General features: G+C 70.6%; 18 protein-coding genes and 1 pseudogene. 6 read left to right on the top strand and 13 right to left on the bottom strand.

Going from position 1 to position 19,181, the window contains the following annotated elements; genetic code table 11:
• The 3 genes from purD to KBX46_RS08070 form a co-directional block, all read right to left on the bottom strand.
• Positions 1–1,251 carry a phosphoribosylamine--glycine ligase gene (purD, locus tag KBX46_RS08080; protein ID WP_210791955.1) on the bottom strand — a complete coding sequence of 417 codons (1,251 nt, stop codon included), beginning with the start codon at positions 1,249–1,251 and terminating at the stop codon, positions 1–3.
• Between the two features lie 89 nt (positions 1,252–1,340).
• A complete protein-coding gene (locus KBX46_RS08075) occupies positions 1,341–2,279 on the bottom strand; it encodes a type IV toxin-antitoxin system AbiEi family antitoxin domain-containing protein (protein WP_308159417.1) in 939 nt (312 codons plus the stop codon).
• A gap of 172 nt (positions 2,280–2,451) precedes the next feature.
• Positions 2,452–3,741 carry an adenylosuccinate synthase gene (locus tag KBX46_RS08070; RefSeq protein WP_088950929.1) on the bottom strand — a complete coding sequence of 430 codons (1,290 nt, stop codon included), beginning with the start codon at positions 3,739–3,741 and terminating at the stop codon, positions 2,452–2,454.
• A gap of 355 nt (positions 3,742–4,096) precedes the next feature.
• Between KBX46_RS08070 and KBX46_RS08065 the strand changes: the two are divergent.
• Together KBX46_RS08065 and KBX46_RS08060 are read left to right on the top strand one after the other, a co-directional pair.
• Positions 4,097–4,984: pseudogene (locus tag KBX46_RS08065) on the top strand (hypothetical protein); the annotation flags it as partial.
• Between the two features lie 93 nt (positions 4,985–5,077).
• The gene (locus KBX46_RS08060) at positions 5,078–7,330 is read left to right on the top strand and encodes a chromosome partitioning protein (protein WP_210791950.1); all 2,253 of its coding nucleotides are present in this window, start codon (positions 5,078–5,080) and stop codon (positions 7,328–7,330) included.
• A 45-nt stretch (positions 7,331–7,375) separates the two neighbouring features.
• Here KBX46_RS08060 and KBX46_RS08055 read toward each other — a convergent pair whose 3' ends face one another.
• Positions 7,376–7,804 carry a DUF3151 domain-containing protein gene (locus KBX46_RS08055; protein ID WP_088950926.1) on the bottom strand — a complete coding sequence of 143 codons (429 nt, stop codon included), beginning with the start codon at positions 7,802–7,804 and terminating at the stop codon, positions 7,376–7,378.
• 248 nt (positions 7,805–8,052) lie between these two features.
• Here KBX46_RS08055 and KBX46_RS08050 point away from each other — a divergent pair, with 248 nt between their 5' ends.
• Entirely contained in the window at positions 8,053–9,246 is a 1,194-nt protein-coding gene (locus tag KBX46_RS08050) for an LOG family protein (RefSeq protein ID WP_210791948.1), read from the top strand.
• A gap of 52 nt (positions 9,247–9,298) precedes the next feature.
• Here KBX46_RS08050 and fbaA read toward each other — a convergent pair whose 3' ends face one another.
• Together fbaA and KBX46_RS08040 are read right to left on the bottom strand one after the other, a co-directional pair.
• Positions 9,299–10,324 (bottom strand): class II fructose-bisphosphate aldolase, encoded by a 1,026-nt coding sequence (fbaA, locus tag KBX46_RS08045; RefSeq protein ID WP_088950924.1) that lies wholly within the window; start codon positions 10,322–10,324, stop codon positions 9,299–9,301.
• Between the two features lie 135 nt (positions 10,325–10,459).
• Complete coding sequence (locus KBX46_RS08040) at positions 10,460–10,843, bottom strand: phage holin family protein (RefSeq protein WP_088950923.1); 384 nt, start codon at positions 10,841–10,843, stop codon at positions 10,460–10,462.
• 123 nt (positions 10,844–10,966) lie between these two features.
• On the opposite strand from KBX46_RS08040, the gene KBX46_RS08035 reads away from it, so the two are divergent.
• Positions 10,967–11,179 carry a hypothetical protein gene (locus KBX46_RS08035; RefSeq protein WP_088950922.1) on the top strand — a complete coding sequence of 71 codons (213 nt, stop codon included), beginning with the start codon at positions 10,967–10,969 and terminating at the stop codon, positions 11,177–11,179.
• An 18-nt stretch (positions 11,180–11,197) separates the two neighbouring features.
• On the opposite strand, the gene KBX46_RS08030 is transcribed toward KBX46_RS08035, so the two are convergent.
• On the bottom strand, positions 11,198–12,262 hold the full coding sequence (locus KBX46_RS08030; RefSeq protein WP_210791946.1) for an LCP family protein: 1,065 nt from the start codon (positions 12,260–12,262) through the stop codon (positions 11,198–11,200).
• Between the two features lie 2 nt (positions 12,263–12,264).
• Positions 12,265–12,744, bottom strand: coding sequence for a SigE family RNA polymerase sigma factor (locus tag KBX46_RS08025; protein WP_210791944.1), 480 nt, complete (start codon positions 12,742–12,744; stop codon positions 12,265–12,267).
• 26 nt (positions 12,745–12,770) lie between these two features.
• Here KBX46_RS08025 and KBX46_RS08020 point away from each other — a divergent pair, with 26 nt between their 5' ends.
• On the top strand, positions 12,771–14,504 hold the full coding sequence (locus KBX46_RS08020) for an LPXTG cell wall anchor domain-containing protein (RefSeq protein WP_247667105.1): 1,734 nt from the start codon (positions 12,771–12,773) through the stop codon (positions 14,502–14,504).
• Between the two features lie 130 nt (positions 14,505–14,634).
• Positions 14,635–15,456, top strand: coding sequence for a DedA family protein (locus KBX46_RS08015; RefSeq protein ID WP_088950919.1), 822 nt, complete (start codon positions 14,635–14,637; stop codon positions 15,454–15,456).
• A 173-nt stretch (positions 15,457–15,629) separates the two neighbouring features.
• Here the strand turns inward: KBX46_RS08015 and KBX46_RS08010 are convergent, their stop codons facing one another.
• The 5 genes from KBX46_RS08010 to KBX46_RS07990 form a co-directional block, all read right to left on the bottom strand.
• Positions 15,630–16,007, bottom strand: a complete 378-nt coding sequence (locus tag KBX46_RS08010) for a helix-turn-helix transcriptional regulator (protein WP_030332125.1) — start codon at positions 16,005–16,007, stop codon at positions 15,630–15,632.
• A 57-nt stretch (positions 16,008–16,064) separates the two neighbouring features.
• Positions 16,065–16,604, bottom strand: a complete 540-nt coding sequence (gene pyrE / locus KBX46_RS08005; RefSeq protein ID WP_088950918.1) for an orotate phosphoribosyltransferase — start codon at positions 16,602–16,604, stop codon at positions 16,065–16,067.
• 169 nt (positions 16,605–16,773) lie between these two features.
• Complete coding sequence (locus KBX46_RS08000) at positions 16,774–17,583, bottom strand: SDR family oxidoreductase (RefSeq protein ID WP_210791942.1); 810 nt, start codon at positions 17,581–17,583, stop codon at positions 16,774–16,776.
• Between the two features lie 10 nt (positions 17,584–17,593).
• Positions 17,594–18,250: a hypothetical protein gene (locus tag KBX46_RS07995; RefSeq protein WP_210791941.1), complete on the bottom strand. Its 657-nt coding sequence runs from the start codon at positions 18,248–18,250 to the stop codon at positions 17,594–17,596.
• Between the two features lie 72 nt (positions 18,251–18,322).
• Positions 18,323–19,165: a hypothetical protein gene (locus tag KBX46_RS07990; protein ID WP_210791939.1), complete on the bottom strand. Its 843-nt coding sequence runs from the start codon at positions 19,163–19,165 to the stop codon at positions 18,323–18,325.
• Positions 19,166–19,181: the final 16 nt, after the last annotated feature.

Here is a 19,181-nt window from a genome sequence, read left to right as displayed (position 1 = left end):
TCAGCCCGGAATCGTGATCCGGCCGTCGATGGCGGCGGCGGCGATGTCGGTGCGGTGCTGCGAGCCGGCCAACTCCACCCCGTCCACCAGCGCGTACGCGGCGTCCCGCGCGGCGGCCAGGTCGGAGCCGGTGGCCGTACCGCAGAGGACCCTGCCGCCGGCGGAGAGCAACGCGCCGTCGCTGGCCCGGCGGGCGGTGCCCGCGTGGATGATGCCCGGCCGGTCCGCGCCGGTGATGACGTCGCCGGTACGCGGCGCGGCCGGATAGCCAGCGGAGGCGAGCACCACTGTGACAGCGCTGCCGTCCCGCCATTGCAGCGGCGGATGCTCGGTCAGCGTGCCGGTGGCCGACGCGTGCAGCAGCCCGCCCAGCGGGGTCTCCAGCAACGCGAGCACCACCTGGGTCTCGGGGTCACCGAAGCGCGCGTTGAACTCGATCACCCGGGGGCCGGCAGCGGTGATCGCGAGCCCGACGTACAGCAGACCAGCGAACGGGGTGCCCCGGCGGCGCATCTCCGCGAGCGTCGGGTGGACCACGTCGCGCATGACGTCGTCGACCAGGCCGGGAGGTGCCCAGGCCAGCGGCGCGTACGCCCCCATGCCACCGGTGTTCGGCCCCGTGTCGCCGTCGCCGAGGCGCTTGAAGTCCTGAGCCGGCAGCAGCGGCAGCGCCGCCTCACCGTCGGTCACGACGAAGAGGCTGACCTCCGGGCCGTCGAGGAACTCCTCGACCACGACCCGTCCACACTCGTTCGCGTGGGCCAACGCGGCGGACCGGTCGTCGGTCACCACCACGCCCTTGCCTGCGGCGAGTCCGTCGTCCTTCACCACGTACGGGGCACCGAACTCGTCCAGCGCCCGAGCGGTGCTCTCCTCGTCCGTGCAGACGTACGCCCGAGCGGTCGGTACGCCGGCGGCGGTCATCACGTCCTTGGCGAACGCCTTTGAGCCCTCCAGCTGCGCGGCAGCACCGGATGGACCGAAGACGGCGATCCCCTTGGCTCGGACAGCATCGGCAACCCCGGCGACCAGCGGCGCCTCCGGCCCGATCACCACCAGGTCAGCGGCAGTCTCCACGGCCAGCGCCGCTACGGCGTCCGGATCGGAAGCGTTCACCGTCCGCAGCTCAGCCACCGAGGCGATCCCCGGATTGCCAGGTGCGGCAACAACCGCGGAAACAGCCGGATCCGCCACCAACCCGAGGGCGAGCGCATGCTCCCGCCCACCACCACCAACCAAAAGAACCCGCACGACCGAGATCCTACTGTCCCCACCACCAGTGGTGTTGATCATGAGGTTGGCGGGCCTTTTGGTGATCCACTGACCCGTCAACATCATGATCAACGAAAAGCGGCGGCGGCGAGTGCCTGGCGGACCGTCCAGGGGATGTAGTCGGGGCGGAGGGTGTCTTGCCAGGTGAAGCGCAAGACGGTCCAGCCGGCGTTGACCAGGCGATTCTGGCGGCGGCGGTCGGCGAAAGCGGCCTCTATGGTGCCGTGCGCGTCTCGGCCGTCGGCCTCGGCGATCACCTGCGGTCCGCGCCAGCCCAGGTCACCGATGCCAAGCAGGTATCCGTCGTCGTCGCGCACCTCCAATTGAAGGGCATCTGGAGGCACCCGGCCGTCAACGCAGCGGAGCCGGGTACGCGTCTCCAGCGGCGACTGAGCCCGACCGTCCGCCTCAGCCAGATAACCGCGTGCCGCGATCGCGCCGCGCCGGCCCCTGATCAACACTGCGATGACCTCCAGGCATTCGGTCCTGATCAATCCCCGGTTGAGCGCGGAGTCGAGCACGGAGACCGCGGCATAACGGCGCTCTCGCAGAATGATCTCTGCGACGGTCAGCCGTGGCACAGTAGCCGCGATCCCGTTCACCTGCACCACCTTCCCCGGAGGGTGTTCGAGCTGGTGCAGCACGATCGCGGGGTCCGACACCCGCACCCTCTTGGCCGCCCTGCCCGGCAGCGCCACGTGGATCTCGTCACTACGCGGCAGACCGGCAATGCCGTGCAGCTCAGCCGCTGTGCCGAACACCGCGTGAGCCTGCGGGCCCAACGAGAGCACAGCGGCGCGGACACGACACTGACGGGCGGGCGATTCGATGGACCGGCTGCGGACCAGATAGACCGCTCGTGCGAGTGGTCGCCACCGCCCGACGGTCACCAGATGGTCGATGTCGTGTCGACTGAATCCGGCACGCAACGCCTGCGCCCGAGTGATCAGGCCATCCTGGCCGCTGGCGATGAGGCGTACGAGGTCTGTGCGATCCACGACGACCACGCTGACCGCTCACCAGCCACCCCACCACCCCTGTGGACAACCCTGTGGACAACACCCACCTCACTCCCTCGTTGATCATGAGGTTGACGGAGCTTTCGTAGATCAAAAACTCCGTCAACCTCATGATCAACGAGGGAGTGAGGTGGGGTGGAGGTGGGGTGGACCCTGGGGGTTAGGGGAGGAGGGGGTGGAGGACCACGTTTTCGTCTCGGCCTGGGCCTACGCCTACGACGCTCACCTTGGCGTTGCAGAGTTCCTCTACCCGGGCGATGTAGCGGCGGGCATTCTCCGGCAGGTCGGCGGCCGTCCGCGCCTTGGTGATGTCTTCCCACCAGCCGTCGAGCTCCTCGTAGACGGGCTTGGCGTGGTGGAAGTCCGTCTGGCTCATCGGCATGTCGTCGACCCGGACGCCGTTGATCTCGTAGCCGACGCAGATCGGCACCTTGGGCATGCCGGTGAGCACGTCCAGCTTGGTGATGACCAGGTCGGTGACACCGTTGAGGCGGCAGGCGTACCGGGCCACGACCGCGTCGAACCACCCGCACCGGCGCTCCCGCCCGGTGGTCGTGCCGTACTCCGCGCCGATCTTGCGCAGGTGGTCACCGTTGGCGTCGAACAACTCGGTCGGGAACGGTCCCGCGCCGACCCGGGTGGTGTACGCCTTGCTCACCGCGATGACCTTGCTGATCGCGGTCGGCGGGATGCCGGCACCCACACAGGCACCACCGGCGGTCGGGTTCGACGAGGTCACGAAGGGGTACGTGCCGTGGTCCATGTCGAGCATGGTGGCCTGGGCACCCTCCAGCAGGACCGTCTCGTCCCGGTCCAGTGCGTCCCACAGCATCGCCCGGGTCTCCGCGATGTACGGCTTGAGCCGCTCCGCGTACGCCAGGTACTCCTCGACGGTCGCCTCAAGGTCGATCGCCTTGCGGTTGTAGACCTTGAACAGGATCTGGTTCTTCTCGCGCAGCGCGAGTTCCAGCTTCTTGCGCAGGATGCCCGGGTCGAGCAGGTCCTGGAGGCGGATGCCGATCCGGGCGACCTTGTCGCCGTACGCCGGGCCGATGCCCCGGCCGGTGGTGCCGATCCGGGACGAGCCGAGGTAGCGCTCGATCACCCGGTCCAGCGCCCGGTGGTGCGGCATGATCAGGTGCGCGTCACCGGAGATCCGCAGTCGGGACACGTCGACGCCGCGCTCGGCCAGGCCGTCGATCTCGGCGAGCAGCACCTTCGGGTCGACCACCACACCGTTGCCGATGACGATCATCGCGTTCGGCGAGAGCGCTCCAGACGGCATCAGGTGCAGCGCGTACTTCTGGCCGTCCGGGGTGATCACCGTGTGGCCGGCGTTGTTGCCGCCGGAGTAGCGCACGACGTAGTCGACCCGCTCACCCAGCAGGTCGGTAACCTTGCCCTTGCCCTCGTCGCCCCACTGAGCGCCGAGGAGCACGATCGCTGGCATCTTTTCCGCCTCCAGAAGGCTCGGGTGCCAGGTGGCGACCGGTTGGCGAGCCCGGGGTGTCAGGTTAACAAGTAATGACGGCGCGGCCGGCAGGGGTCGCGTCGAGAGGCAGGAGGCTCCTTCCGTGTACGACGTGGTGCTGCTCACCCTCGGTTCGGAGCGGGACGCTCCCGGGGGCTGTGGCAGCGGCGGGGCCTGCTGCGGCGGTGCGGCCGAGACCGCCACCGACCCGACGAGCCAGACCGACAACGGCCAGACCGACACCAGCTCGACGAGCCAGACCGAGACCGGCCAGGCCGACACCGACCAGGCCGACGCCAGTCAGGCACCCCGGGCTGAGGCCGGCGGTGACACCGAGCGGTGCGCCACCGAGCGGCCACGGGTGCCGGTGCTGGCCTGTGCCGACGCGCTGAACGCCCGAGGCGCCCGGGTGGAGATGGTCACCGCCCGCTCGGACGCGGAGATCGACGCGGTGTTGGCCCGGCTCGACGGGCCGGTCCGCCCGGACGGGCTCACCTGGCCGGACCCGGACGGCAAGACCCGGCTGGTCGTCGCGACGGCCAACGACGGGCAGTTGCGCGCCGTGCTGCGCCGGCTGGTCCGGCGGTACGCCCCGGCGCCGAGCAAGCGCCCCGCGGATCTGCCCGGCAACCGGACTCTGCCCGACCTGCCGCCGGTGGGCGTACTCCCGCTCGACCCGGCCCGTGGCGGCACCCACCGCGACCTGGCCGCGCAGCTCGGGCTGCCCCGTGACCCGGCGGTGGTGGCCGCCGCGGTGTTGGACGGCACGCCGCGCCGACTGGACCTGCTGCGCAACGACGGTGGTTCGGTGACGCTGGACGGTGCGTTGCTCGGTGCCGCCGACGACGCCGGGCGGCCGCTGCACTGGCGGGCTCGGGTGGAGGTCGACGACGCCATCCTCACCGACGGTGACGAGCCGCTGCTGGCCTGCGCGGTAGCCAACGCCGGCGGCTACGCGACGCTCGACGACGTCACGCTGCTGACCGCACCGGACCCGGCCGACGGTCAGGTCGAGGTCGCGGTTGCCGTGCCGGTGGTCGTCCGCTCGGCGTTCGGCCGCAAACGGGTACGTCTCGAAGTTCGGCGGGCCCGTGGCCGGGCGGTTTCGGTGCTGCCCAGGGAGGGGAAGGTGCCGTACCTCGACGATGGTGTCGAGGGCGAGCTGACCCGGAAGCGTTCCTGGTGGGTCGAGCCGGGTGCCTGGGCGGTCTGGTCGATCTGACGTCGACGGCGCGGAGCGGCCGACCTCGGCTGCGCCGCCCGCCCCTCGTGGGCGGATGCGCCTATCCTCGCAGGAGGACTGGGGAGGGCCCTAATGGACGAGAACGCCGACCGGGCGCAGGTGCACGGCCAGCAGCCGGTGCCGGAGCGGGACATCGAACCACTCTGGCCACCGGATCCGACCGACCGGGGCGCGGGGACCGTCGTACCGCCCTGGGCGGCGGTCGCCGAGCAGCGGGGCGCGCCGTCGTCGGCCGCGCCCGGGCCGGTTACGCCACCGGTGGCGGCGCCGCCGATCAACCGGCCGCCGGTCCCCGGACAGCCGGGCGCTGCCCCGCTGCCGCCACCCTCGCCGTCCGACTACCCGTCGCTGAGCGGTGCCGTTCCGGCGCCCGGGGGTTGGGGCGCTGGCGGCCCGGCCGGCGGAGGATCGGGCTGGGGGCCGCCGCAGCCGAGTTGGCCACCAGCGGCCGCTCCGACCGCCGCGGCGACACCGCCCGGTCCACCGGCGACGGGCACGCCGCCGGCGATGGGCACGCCGCCAGCGGGCAACGCTCCGGCGAGCAACGGCGTCCCGGGCGGCACCGGGGTTCCTCCGGCGCCGAACACCGCCTTCGGGCCGACGGACAGCCGACCCGAGGGGGCGAGCACCGCAGCCGGCGCGACGCAGGCGCAGCCAGGTGACCGCGGTACGGCCGCCGTCCCCGCCCCGCCGGTCAACCCGGGCGGTGTCGACCTGGACCTGCCGTTCACCCTGGACAACCCCACCGCAGGTGCCCCGCCCACCGGCCGCGCCACCGTGCCAGAGCCCACCAGCCGCACCACTGCGGCAGAGCCCACCAGCCGCACCGCCGCGGCAGAGCCCACCGCCGCGGGCACCGCCCCGGCAGCTCCTGCGACGCCGGAGTCCGCGACGGCCGGATCAGCGCCGCAGGCTGGCGGGACCGGCGAGGACGGGCCCGCTGGTGGAGCGGCACGGCCGGCCAGCGAGTCGCCGTGGGCGTATCCGCCGCAACGGCCGGCCGGCGCAGCCGCACCGACCCACGACGAGGGCGCCACCGCGACGCCCCCGATCCCGGCCCCGCCGCAGCCGCACTCCGGCGTCCCGCAGGCCGGCTCCGGGCAGGCCGGTCAGTCTGGCCAGGCCGGCCAGTCGTTCGACCCGGCGATTCCCGGTCAGGCCGGCCCGACGCCGATCCCGCCTCCACCCGACCTGACGCAGTTCAGCAACCTGCCGCCGCAGGTTCCCCAGCAGGCCGCACCGCCCGGGCCGTTCCCGCCGTCCCCTGGCTGGTACCCCCCGCCGTGGCAGCAGGGCCCGCCCGGCGTACCTCCTGGTCAGCCTTACCAGGAGGCCGAGGGGGTGGCCCAGGTGCCGACCACCGGATACCCGGACGCGAGCTGGACGCCGGAGTCCACGGCGGTGCCGACCGCCGAGGACTTCAGCAAGCGTCGACAGGTCCGGCCCGCCGACCCGGTGGCGACCATGGGCGTACGCGCGGTGGTCAACAAGATGGGGCTGCTCCGGCTCTCTCCCGGGCGGCACGAGCAGGAGCTCAAGCGGGACATCGAGATGGTGCGCCGCAACTTCGGCGGGTTGCGGCAGGTGACCGTGGTCAACCCGAAGGGCGGTGCCGGTAAGACGGTGGCCATCCTGCTGCTCGCGATGACGTTCGGTCAGAAGCGCGGTGGCTACGTGCTGGCGTGGGACAACAACGAGACCCAGGGCACCCTGGGGATGCGCGCCCAGCAGGACTTCCACTCCCGCACGGTGCGGGACATGCTGCGTGACCTCGGTCAGTTCCAGGGCGCGCACGGGCGGGTCGGCGACCTGTCGCAGTACGTTCGCTCGCAGGGCGAGGGGATGTTCGACGTCCTGGCCTCGGACGAGTCGGCCACGGGCGGCGAGATGTTGACCGCGGCCGCGTTCGCCGAGATCCGCGAGGTGGTCAGCCGGTTCTACAAACTGATCTTCGTGGACACGGGCAACAACGTGCGGGCGCAGAACTGGCAGGCCTCGATGGACGCCACCGACCAGTTGGTGGTCACCATGTCGGCCCGTAACGACTCGGCGGAGACGGCCGCCCGAATGCTCGACCACCTGGAGCAGAGCGGCCGGCAACGGCTGGTCCGCCAGGCGGTGACTGTGGTGTCGATGCCGCCGTCCCGCAAGGAGATCGACCTGCCGGCCATCCAGGAGCACTTCGCGGCCCGCACCCGGGCGGTGCTGCTGGCCCCGTACGAGCGGCTCATCGACACGGGTGAGCCGATCCGGTACGGCGGGCTCTCCTCGGCCACCCGGGACGCCTGGTTGAAGATCGCCGCCGCGGTCGCCGAAGGGCTGTGAGCCGCCGACGGCCGGCCCGATGTCGGGCCGGCCGTCGGATCGGGCTCAGTTGCTCGCGAGCGCGTCCGCCGCCGCCGGGTCGCAGTCACGCAGGAACTGCGCGCAGCGGGCTGCCTCGTCGGCCTCGCCGATCTCGTCCGCAGCTCGGGACAGCACGTAGAGGCAGCGGAGGAAGCCCCGGTTGGGCTCGTTCGACCACGGCACCGGGCCGTGCCCCTTCCACCCGCTGCGGCGCAGCTGGTCGAGGCCCCGGTGGTAGCCGGTGCGCGCGTAGGCGTACGCGGTCACGACCTGGCCCTGCGCGAAGGACCGGGCCGCGAGCTCCGCCCAGGCCGCGCTGTAGGTGGGAAAGCCGGCCGCCACGCTGGCGAACGCCTCATCGGTGCCGGCCTCCTCGGCGGCAGCCAGGGCGGCGTCGGCCTCGTTGTTCGCGGGCAGGCGGGTGGCCGGTGGCTCTGGCAAAAGGTTCTGCATCGCCCCATTCAACCCGCTGGACAGGGCGACACGCGAGCGGGTCGGCCGACACGTTCCGCTGAACGGCTGAGGAGTTGGTCACGCCTGCGGCCTATGCCGCTGCCAGGTGTTTTCCACTACAACTAATGGTCCGGAGCCTCCCCAGGAACCGGTAATGCAGGAGCCCGGTGGCCACGACCACCGGGCTCCTGTCGTTTCACCCCGAGCCCGAGGTTTGGCCGCACCCGCCGCGGGGGCAGGATGGCCGGGTGCCGACCCCACCTCCTGCGGACGTCATCGAGCCGCACCTGCACGCGGGCGAGATCCAGACCCGGGACGAGTTCGACCGCCAACTGGCCGCCGGCCGACTGAGCGGGCTGACCGTGCAGGGCCTGCGTCTCGACCTCGCACCGGTGCCCGACCTGACCGGCGTCGACGTCGCCGGCACCCTCTTCGTGGGCTGCCGCTTCGCGTCCCGGGACGTCGGCGCCGACCTGGTCCGACGCGGCGCCAACGTGGTGCCGCCGTTCTCGGGGCTGCCGTACCCGACCCAGCCGACACACCTCTACACCCCGGAGGAACTGGCCGAGGGGTTCGCCGAGGGTGGGTTCACCGGGATGTACGACACCCGGGTGTACGACCACTACCGGGCGCACGGCGGCGCGCTGCCGGACGTCAAGGAGGCGCTGGGTCAGCGGCTGCACGACCACGGCGTGGACAACGCGTTGGCCGACGCCACCCGCACCTGGCTGGTCGGGCACGGTCCGCAGTCGGTGGTGGGCATCATGGGTGGGCACGCGGTGCGGCGCGGCAGTCCCGCGTACCGGATGGCGGCAGTGCTGGGTTGGGAGCTGGCGCGGGCCGACCGCCTGGTGGTGACCGGCGGCGGTCCCGGGGTGATGGAGGCGGCGAACCTCGGCGCCTACCTGGCGGACCGGCCGGCGACCGACGTGACGGCGGCGATCGACCTGCTGGCCACCGCACCGGACTTCACCGACCACCACCTGTACACGGCCACCGCGTTGACGGTCCGGCAGCGGTACGCCAGCGTTCCCCGTCAGCGTGGCGACGACCTGGGCTGGGCGCGAGCCGGTGGGCTGGCCATCCCGACCTGGCTGTACGGGCACGAGCCGGCGAACCTGTTCGCCGGGCGGATCGCCAAGTACTTCTCCAACGCGATCCGGGAGGACACCATCCTGCGACTCGCCCGGGGCGGCATCGTCTTCGCGCCGGGGCGGGCGGGCACGGTGCAGGAGGTGTTCCAGGCGGCCACCAAGACCTATTACGGCACCGACGGGGCCAGCGGCGCGTACATCTTCCTGGACCGCGCGTACTGGACAGTGGAGTTGCCGGTGGAGGCGCTGTTGCGTCCGCTGCTGGCCGCGTCCCCGTTCGGCGACCTGTCGGCGACGATCCACCTCACCGACGACGTACGCGAGGCCGTCCGCCTGCTCACCGCCTGAACGACGACGGCCGGCTCCCCGCGAGGGGAAGCCGGCCGTCGGTGGTACGTCGTTACTTGGTCATCGTGGTGCCGGTGGAGCGAAGGTGCTCGCACGCCTCGACGACCCGGGCGGCCAGGCCAGCCTCGGCGGCCTTGCCCCAGGCACGCGGGTCGTACTGCTTCTTGTTGCCGACCTCGCCGTCGATCTTCAGCACACCGTCGTAGTTGCGCAGCATGTGGTCCACGACGGGCCGGGTGAAGGCGTACTGGGTGTCGGTGTCGATGTTCATCTTCACCACGCCGTAGTCCAGGGCCTCACGGATCTCGCTCAGCAGGGACCCCGAGCCGCCGTGGAAGACCAGGCTGAGCGGCTTGTCCTTGCCGTACTTGGCGCCGACGGCGTCCTGGATCTGCTTGAGGATCTCCGGACGCAGCTTGACGTTGCCCGGCTTGTAGACGCCGTGCACGTTGCCGAAGGTCAGCGCCGCCATGTAGCGGCCCTTCTCGCCCAGGCCGAGCGCCTCGACCATGGCCAGGCCGTCATCGGTGGTGGTGTAGAGCTTGTCGTTGATGGCGTTCTCGACGCCATCCTCCTCGCCACCGACGACACCAACCTCGATCTCAAGGACGATCTTGGCCTTGGCGGCCTCGTCGAGGAGCTGGGCGGCGATCTCCAGGTTCTCCGCGACCGGCACGGCCGAACCGTCCCACATGTGCGACTGGTACAGCGGCTCCTCGCCGCGCTTCACCCGCTCCTGCGAGATGCCCATCAGCGGACGCACGAACCCGTCCAGCTTGTCCTTCGGGCAGTGGTCGGTGTGCAGGGCGATGTTCACCGAGTACTTCTTGGCGACCTCGTGCGCGTACGCGGCGAACGCCACCGCGCCGGTGACCATGTCCTTGATCGACGGGCCGGAGAGGTACTCGGCGCCACCGGTGGAGACCTGGATGATGCCGTCGCTCTCCGCGTCGGCGAAGCCCTTGAGCGCCGCGTTCAGCGTCTGGGAGGAGGTCACGTTGATCGCGGGGTACGCGTACCGGCCAGCCTTGGCGCGGTCCAGCATCTCCGCGTAAGCCTCGGGGGAAGCGATGGGCATGTTGACGCTCCTTACTTACCACTCTCGGCCGTGCTGGCCGCTGTTGTTCATTTGTGCGCCGGACCGCGCTGTCCTCCGCCCGGCAGTATCCCGTAGGTGAGGTGCGCCGGAACAACCGACCCGGGTGTCAGCCGTTCACCGGCGGTCCAGGTTGTCCGGCACGATGACGCTGATCAGCCAGGTGACCACTGTCATCACGATGGCTCCCCAGAACGCGGCCCAGAAACCGTCCACCTGGAACGGCAGGTCGAGCCCGCGGGCGATCCGGTCGGTGAGCAGGAACAGCAGGGCGTTGACCACGAGCGCGAACAGGCCCAGGGTCAGCAGGTAGAACACGCAGCCGACGACCTTGATCAACGGCTTCAGCACGGCGTTGATCACGCCGAAGATCAGCGCCACCACGATCAGGGTGAGCGCGGTGTTGCCACCCGAGCGACCGTGCACGTCGACACCGGGCACGATCAGGGTGGTTATCCACAGAGCGACCGCGGTGATCGCCAGTCGAATGAGGAAGCCCACGGCACCATCCTGGCATCGGGTCGCGTCGTCGAGGGCTGATTCCGCCTACTCCGCTTCCGGGCGCGGCGCCGACGCAACCCGTACGGTGGGTGGGAACCGTGCCCCGAGACCCCGGGAGGGACGATGGGTCAGCCCGACGAGGACTTCATTCCCGGCGACCACCTCGCCCCGGACGAGCGCGACCCCGAGGCCGATTCGGCCGACGCGGTCGAGCAGGCCACGGTGGTCGGCCCCGCCGACGCCGACGGCGAGCCCCAGCGCGGCCTCGAGGTCGACGACTGGGACGCGATGGAGCAGGCCCGGGTGGTCACCGGTGACGAGGACGACTACCGCTGACCTCGCGGCAGGTCGCCATCACCGGGCGGGATTGACCTGTTCGGGGTGACGGGCCACCCAGTCGCCGAGCCGATCCTCGCGCAGTGCGGTCAGGAACTCCGGGGCGAGCTTCGGGTCGGCCTGCACGAAGCGACTGGGCCCGGTGGGGTCGCCGACCGGCAGACTGAGCCCGACCGGGTCCACCGATCGCAGTGTCGGGACGAGCCGCATCAGGTCCAGCATGGTGGCCTGCCCCGGCGACACGGCGAGGTCCGGACCGACGGCCCCCAGCAGCTTGGCGAGTCGTACCGGATTCGTGAGCACACCCTGGTCGGAGGCCGAACGGACCAGCCCGGCGGCGAAGATCCGGGCGTTGCGGTCCCGGCCCTGACTGCCGTCGGGCAGCCCGTACCGCTGGCGGAGCAGGTCGACGGCGGCGGCACCGTCGAGGCGTTGGCACGCGGCCGGGAAGACCCGCCGGGTGTGGACCGACTGCACCCGCTCGGGCAGGCAGACCGGCACACCGCCAACCTCGTTGGTCAGCGTGCGCAGACTCGAGTACGTCAACACCACGCCGGTGTCGATGCGGACGCCGGTCAGGTTCGCCACCGTCTGCCGGGTCAGCTCGTACCCCTTGGTCAGATCCGGTGGAGAGTGGCCCGCACCGAACGGAAACGCCGCGTTCAGCTTGTCGGTGCCGTGGCCGGGGATCGGCACCTTCAGGTCGCGGGGCAGTGAGACCAGGTACGGGCGGCTGCGGTCGGCCGGGATGTGCAGCAGCAGCACCGAGTCGGCCAACGGCGGGACGGACCCCCGGTTGTCGATGCCGACCAGCAGAACGTTCACCGCACCCGTCGCCACAGGCCGATCCGTCGCGCCGATCAGGTCGGCGGCCTGCGGCGGCCCGGCGCGCTCCGGGGTGAACAGAGGCACCCCGATGCCCAGTACGCCGAGCACGGCCAAGGCCGTTCCGCCAGCCTGCCAGCGTCGGCGAAGCTGCCGCCGACGCGTCGCCAGCCGGTCGATCGCAACCCGCAGCGGGCCCGTCGGTGGTGTCAACGGCTCGTGCCGGGCGAAGGCGGCACGCAGGTCGTCCTCAATCATGTTCACGCCTCCACGTACTCGGCCCGGAGCGTGGCGAGGGCCCGGGAGATGGACGAACGTACGGTCCCGACGGCACAGCCGAGGATGTCGGCGATCTCGGCGTCGGGCAGGTCCTCGTAGTAGCGCAGCACCAGGGCGGCCCGCTGCCGACGCGGCAGCCGGGACAGCCAGGACCAGATCTGGTCCCGGTCCACGGCGGACTGGGCGTGGTCGGTGGTCACCGGCACCGTCGCGTCGGGCTCTCCGCGCAGCAGCACCCGGCGAACCCAGGAGCCGCGCCGCCAGTCGACGTACTGGTTGGTGAGCATCCGGCGCACGTATCGCTCGGGTGAGTCCGCGCGGGCGACCCGACGCCAGTTGAGCTGGACCCGGACCATGGTTTCCTGAACCAGATCCTGGGCCTGGTGCGGATCGCCGGTCAGCATCACCGCGTACCGCAGCAGCGGGGCCAGCCGCGTGTCCGCGAACTCCTCGTACGTCACCGCACCTCCCGGGTCTCCTGCCATAGATGACGGGAGCGGACCGCCCGACCATTGCGGCGACGCTGATCAACCTTTTGGTTCATCTTGCTCAGCGGGCGGCTTTGAGGGCTGCAGTCAGCCTTAGCAATTCCTTAAGATCCGCTGGCTCCACCATTCGTCCCCCGACACGAGGGAACCCCATGCTCAAGCACTCCACCCGGCGCTGGCTCGCCGGGCTGGGCGTCGCAGGCGCGCTCGTCGCCGCCTCCGCCACCCCCGCCTCCGCCACCCCCGCCTCCGCCGCACCGGCAGCCTTCGCCGCACCGGCAGAGAATCTCGACCTGTACGCCAACAACGTGATCGTCGCGCCCGGCGGCACCGGGAAGTGGGTCACCCTCTTCTCGCTCACCACGGAGCGGCAGCCCGACGACTACACGATCAAGGTGGACCGGAGCAAGATCGAAGATTTCGCCAGTGTCGAGGACAGCGGAGAGAACTGCACCGAGTCCGGTGCGATCCTGACGTGCAAGGTCGAGGACCAAGACGACGACGGCTCGTACCTGAACCTCGTCTCCCTCGTCGTTGGCGCAAAGGCCGGCGCCAAGCCCGATCAGAAGGGCGAGCTGAGTTTCACGGTCACGCCGGACGGCAAGTCCGGATCCGTCTCCTACAACTCGACAGTGGAAATCGGCGAGGGCGTCGACCTCACCACCAACGAGTCCCTGGAGCTTAAGGGCGCGCCCGGTACCACGCTGAAGGCCCCGTTCCAGGTGACGAACCGGGGCGAGGTGCCGGCGAAGGACGCGGTTCTCTACGTCGTCGGCGCGGACGGTCTTCAGCCGTCGAAGCGCTACGAGAACTGCGAGTACACCGAAGGCCCGCTGCACGACTTCGCGTTCGCCTGCCGCTTCGACACCACCATCGGCAGGAACGGTAGCTTCCGCCTCGACGACAGCTTTGGGTTCACCGTGCCCACCGACAGCTGGGCACCGAACACCTTCGGCGGGTTCTCCATCTGGTTCACGCCTGCCGACTGGGACGAGTACAGGTCCGAGGCCGAACTCCCGGCCAAGATCGGGCCGAACGGGACCGAGGGTGAGCTGAAGCTCGAGCCGGTCATGAACCTGCGCTCCGGGCAGACCGACGTCAACCCGTTGGACAACTCGACCTGGGTCGACCTTCAGGTGACCGGGAACCAGCGGGCCGATGTGGCAGCGCGCGGCGCGAAGGTGACCGGCGACGTCGGCGCCACCGTCGCGCTCACGGTCGGCTACGTCAACAACGGGCCGGCGGCCGTCAACACTGCTGGCAGCGAGTCGCCCTGGGTCGTCACCACCGTCACGCTGCCGAAGGGCGTAACCGCCGTCCGCGCTCCGGAAGACTGCTTCGACGCCGAGGACGACGGGTGGGAGTCGGGCAAGCCTGGCGGGCGGGTCTACCAGTGCTTCGTGCTCGGCTCGATCACGAAGGGCGAGAAGGTCGACTACGAGTTCCAGCTGCGGATCGACCAAGCCGGCGGCCAGGCCGGTGAGGTCAAGCTGCGCACCGGGCACGAGGAGACCGAGATCAAGGACTTGAACCCGGCCAACGACACCGCGCAGATCCTGGTGAACGGCAGCGGAGACGGCGGCCAGGGCGGTGGCGACAACGGTGACGGCGGCGGCCTGCCGGTCACCGGTCAGTCCACCGGCCTGATCGCCGGTCTCGGCGCGCTGCTGCTCGCCATGGGCGTCGGCGGCTACCTGGTGGCCAAGCGCCGCCGGACCCGCTTCGTCGCCTGACCCACCCCGCACCACCGGTGCCCCGCCGACCACTCCGGTCGGCGGGGCACCGTCGTTGGGGCCCCCGCCACGCGGGCGGGTGGTGCGGGCCGGTCCGGCGCGGCAGGAACCTTGGGCTTCGGTACCCTTTGTGGCCGTGGACACAGCTGAGCAGACCCGCGCTCTCGTGGAGAGCGTCGCCCTGAACCCGCTCGACCCCAAGGAGCTGTTGCAGACCTTCGGGCTGATCGGTGTGTGGGTGATCCTCTTCGCCGAGACCGGCCTGCTGGTGGGCTTCTTCTTCCCCGGCGACTCGCTGCTGTTCCTCGCCGGCGTGGCCTCGTCGCCGGTGGCGGACGCGATCTTCGGCGACGGCACGCGGCTCTCGCTGGCCGGCCTGCTGATCGGTGGGCCGATCTGCGCGATCGTCGGCGCCCAGTTGGGGCACTGGCTCGGCGCCCGGTACGGCCGGCCGATGTTCGAGCGGCCGAACTCCCGACTCTTCAAGAAGGAGTACGTCGAGAAGGCCGAGTACTACTTCCAGAAGTTCGGCCCGGCGAAGGCCGTGGTGCTGGCGCGCTTCATCCCGATCGTCCGGACGTTCCTCAACCCGGTCGCGGGTGCACTCGGCATGCCAGCCCGGCAGTTCCTGCTCTGGAACATCGTCGGTGCGGTGCTCTGGGTGGACGGCATCCTGCTGATCGGCTACCTGCTGGCCGAGCAGATCTACCAGGCCATCGGCGACAAGATCGACCACTACATCCTGCCGGTGGTGGCCCTGATCATCGTGATCTCGGTGCTGCCGATCTTCTTCGAGTTCCTCCGCGACCGGCGCGCCCGCAAGCGTGGCGAGGCGGTTGCGGTAATTGCCGCGGCCAGCGCCGCCGGCGCGGTGGAGGCAGCCCGCGAGGCGTTCGACCACGACGGACACCAGCACGGCCGCCATCGCCCGGAGCACGGCCAGGACCGCTGACGTCCCGGTACGACGACGACGGCCGGCCCCCTGGTGCGGGGGTCGGCCGTCGGCATGTCGGACCCGGCCTCCGGCGGTGCGGCCGGGGACGAGCAGGTGTTACTCACCGATGGCGCCACCCCTGGCTCGCCACCGGACGCCGTCCCGGCGCGGGACGGCGTGCAGTGCCTACGTCAGCGGGCCTTCTTGGTGGCCCGCTTACGCGGCGGGGTCAGCAGGTCGGCGATCGTCGCGATCGCACTCGGGACCAGGCTGTAGTACGCCCAGACACCGCGCTTCTCCCGCTGCAGCAAGCCAGCCTCGGTGAGGATGCGCAGGTGATGACTGACCGTCGGCTGAGAGAGGCCGAGCGGCGCCGTCAGGTCACAGACGCACGCCTCGCCCTCGGGGGCCGACTGGATCAGGCTGAGCAGCCGCAACCGAGCAGGATCAGCAAGGGCCTTGAGGACCCCGGCAAGACGCTCGGCATCGGCACGTTCGATCGGCTCGCCGTTAAGCGGCGAGATCTGAGGCATAGTCATTTCGGCCAACGCAGTTCCCACGTATTCCATCCTTCCACCAGCAGCATCGATCCGCCTGCATATCAGCAGATCCGAATCGGCAAACTTTTACGCCACAAGGCCGAGGTCAGCCAACGTATAGGCCGCCCGGTATGGCAATCCGGCGGCTCGCACCGCGTCGCCGGCGCCTCGATCAACAATAACCGCCACGCCTACAACTTCCGCCCCGGCCTCACGAAGTGCCTCGACAGCGGTCAACACACTTCCGCCTGTCGTGGACGTATCCTCCACCGCCAACACCCGACGGCCGGCCACCTCCGGTCCTTCGATCCGCCGTTGCAGACCGTGGGCCTTGCCCGCCTTGCGCACCACAAAGGCGTCCAGGGCCCGACCGGTCGGAGCGGCGGCATGCAGCATCGAGAGCGCGACAGGATCCGCGCCCAGAGTGAGGCCGCCAACGGCGTCGTACTCCCAGTCGGCGGTGAGGTCGAGCAACACCCGGCCGACCAGAGGAGCGGCCTGGTGATGGAGCGTGACGCGCCGCAGATCCACGTACCAGTCTGCCTCGCGCCCCGAGGAGAGCACGACCCGTCCGTGGACCACAGCCAGGTCGGTAATGAATTTGCGCAGGTCGTCGTGGTCCCCCATGGCGATAGAGGTTACTGCGCAAGTCTGAACGCCGTGTGTGGGGTCCACCCTGATCAGCCCGGCGGGGGACCGATGGTTGGCGATGTTCGACTACGCTCAGCAACTGGCCCGATAGCGGCGCGCCAGCACCGCCCCAACGACCTACGGGGCCTGGTGGGCCGGTCGAGGCTCAGTGCTCGTCGCGACCGATCCGGCCGCGGGTGTCCCGCGCGACGGCCTGGAGCAGTCGGCGGGGGGCGTGCCGCATGCCGGCGACGACCATCTTGTACTTCCATGCCGGGACGCTGACCATCTTGCCTTTGCGCAGGTCACGCAGGGCTTCGTCGACCACATCCTCGGCGCGGAGCCACAGCCACTCGGGCGTCTTGGACATGTTGATGCCGGCTCGTTGGTGGAACTCGGTGCGGGTGTAGCCGGGGCAGAGGGCCATCACCCGGACGCCGAACGGGCGCGCCGAAAGGCCTACGGACTCGCTGAAGTTGGTGACCCACGCCTTGCTGGCCGAGTAGGTCGAGCCGGGCATCGCCGTGCCGAAACCGGCGACCGAAGAGACATTTATCACTGCCCCATTCCGCCGTTCGGTCATCGGTCGCAACGCCGCCAGGGTCAGCCGCATGACCGCGTGCACGTTGAGCCGCAACAGCCGCGCCTCGTCCTCTGCCGTGGAGCGCAGGAACGGCTTGTTGAGGCTGATGCCGGCGTTGTTGACGAGCAAGTGCACGGGGCTGCCGTCGGCGATTCGCCGCTCCACGACCGCGCAGCCGTCGTCGGTGGACAGATCCGCCGGGATCGTCTCCACGGGGCGGCCGTAGGTGGAACCCAACTCGGTGGCCAGCTCGGTCAGCCGGGCCGCGTCACGGGCGACCAGCACCAGATGCCAGCCGTCGGCGGCCAGCCGCCGGGTGAACGCCGCGCCGATGCCTGCGGTGGCCCCGGTGATCAGGGCCCGGCGCTCGGCAGTCGTGGGGTCGAGCGTCACGGGGTGGTCCTCACCTGGGCGGGTACGGGGGTGCGGGCGGCGGCTGGTGCGGGGCGTGCGGAAACGCCGGTGGTGCGGATGGGACGGTCGGCGCGGTCGAGCGGTGGCGACCGAACCAGGCGTTCGCCGCCGGCAGGGCCAGCAGCGTAGCTACTACAAGGTAACCGAGGCCCTGCGCGACGGAAAGCCCGGCGTTGAGCGGAATCCACCACGACGGGTACGCGTCGCCGATCAGCCCCAGCAACTCGGCGACAGCCTGCTCACCGGTGCCGAGTTGCAGTGGTGCGGCTCGTTCGCCGATCAGCACCGCCACGCTGCAACAGCCGGCGAGCAGGCCAAGCCCACTGACCACCCAGGTGGCAACCCGTGCGCCGTTGCGACCGGCCAGCAGCCCCAGGGCCAGGCCGGCGAGCACCGGCGCGGAGAGGGCGGCCACCACCGCAGACAGCACCGCGGACGCGCGGAGCAGGGTCACCACGTCGTCGATCTGCTCCGGGCTGGCCGAGGTGTCCCGGGCGGCGGTGCGGAACGCGTCGACCGTCCCGCCCAGCACCGCCAGGTCGACCACGGCGTACGCGAGCGCGGCGACGGCCATCACCAGCAGCACGCCCGCAGCCATCAGGACGACGGCGGGCCGGCGGGCCGGTGCCGATTCCGGGTACGACACGACGAATCCCTCCGGTAGGCGTCGGGTTGCAACCTACTCGGAGGGATCGTCGGCGTGGTGCTTATCTGTCGATCAACTCGTCGACGGCGGGGTTGACCCGGGACGGTCCGCGGGCGGCGTGTCGTCCGGCCGGTTCGTGCCCGGCGGCGGCGGGTAGCTCGGCTCCCCACTCGACTGCGGGTAGCCCGGCTCACCGGACGACTGCGGGTAACCGGGCTGACCCGGGGCCTGCGGGTAACCGGGCTGACCCGGGGCCTGCGGGTAACCGGGCTGACCCGGGGCCTGCGGGTAACCGGGCTGACCCGGGGCCTGGTAGCTGGCGCCCGGGGTCGGCGGCTCCCACGCCGCGGTCGGCTTGCGGAAGAACGCGTTCGCCTTCGGCATCGCCAGCAGGATCAGCGCCGCGAGCAGCGAGATCAGGCTGATCACGCCGAGCAGCAGGCTCACCGCGGTGGCCCAGGAGGGCAGGGCCTCCTCCAACCGGCGCTGGACCTCTTCACTGCTCGGCCCGTTGGCGCCGGTCTCTCCACCGGCGGTGAAACCACCGGCCGCGTTGCTGAGCAGGCCACCACCCACGCAGCAGACCATGATGCCGCCGACGATCCAGGTGGTGATCCGGGCACCGTTGCGGCCCTGGTTGTTGAAGAGGGCCAGAACGCCCAGCACGACCGCGAGCAACAGCACCAGAATGGCGCTGCCGAGGCCGATGGCGTAGAAGACGTCACCCACCTGATCGGCGTTCTCGACGTTGCTGCCCGCGTACGCGTCACGAAGGGCGTCGCGCGTCTTACCGATGGTGCTGAGCGTGATGATCAGACTGATCACCTGGCACGCCAGGAACAGGAAGAGCAGATAGCTGGAAATCGACACAATGGATGGCCGCTGACGGGCCGGCGTGCTCTGGGAATCGACCACGATTCTCCTTCCCTAA

This window comes from Micromonospora sp. C81, assembly GCF_018070425.1.
In the GTDB taxonomy this organism is placed as follows: Bacteria; Actinomycetota; Actinomycetes; order Mycobacteriales; family Micromonosporaceae; genus Micromonospora; species Micromonospora zamorensis.
Note: the sequence above shows the minus strand (reverse complement) of the source record. Positions and strands in the feature narration are given on the sequence as shown.

Coding starts and splice junctions, on each gene's coding strand:
- KBX46_RS08035 (WP_088950922.1), top strand. CDS start 10,967: ATGGGTCAGCCCGACGAGGACTTCATTCCCGGCGACCACCTCGCCCCG.
- KBX46_RS08020 (WP_247667105.1), top strand. CDS start 12,771: ATGACGGGAGCGGACCGCCCGACCATTGCGGCGACGCTGATCAACCTT.
- KBX46_RS08055 (WP_088950926.1), bottom strand. CDS start 7,804: ATGCAGAACCTTTTGCCAGAGCCACCGGCCACCCGCCTGCCCGCGAAC.
- pyrE (WP_088950918.1), bottom strand. CDS start 16,604: ATGGGGGACCACGACGACCTGCGCAAATTCATTACCGACCTGGCTGTG.
- KBX46_RS08070 (WP_088950929.1), bottom strand. CDS start 3,741: ATGCCAGCGATCGTGCTCCTCGGCGCTCAGTGGGGCGACGAGGGCAAG.
- KBX46_RS08030 (WP_210791946.1), bottom strand. CDS start 12,262: ATGATTGAGGACGACCTGCGTGCCGCCTTCGCCCGGCACGAGCCGTTG.
- fbaA (WP_088950924.1), bottom strand. CDS start 10,324: ATGCCCATCGCTTCCCCCGAGGCTTACGCGGAGATGCTGGACCGCGCC.
- KBX46_RS08010 (WP_030332125.1), bottom strand. CDS start 16,007: ATGGAATACGTGGGAACTGCGTTGGCCGAAATGACTATGCCTCAGATC.
- KBX46_RS08060 (WP_210791950.1), top strand. CDS start 5,078: ATGGACGAGAACGCCGACCGGGCGCAGGTGCACGGCCAGCAGCCGGTG.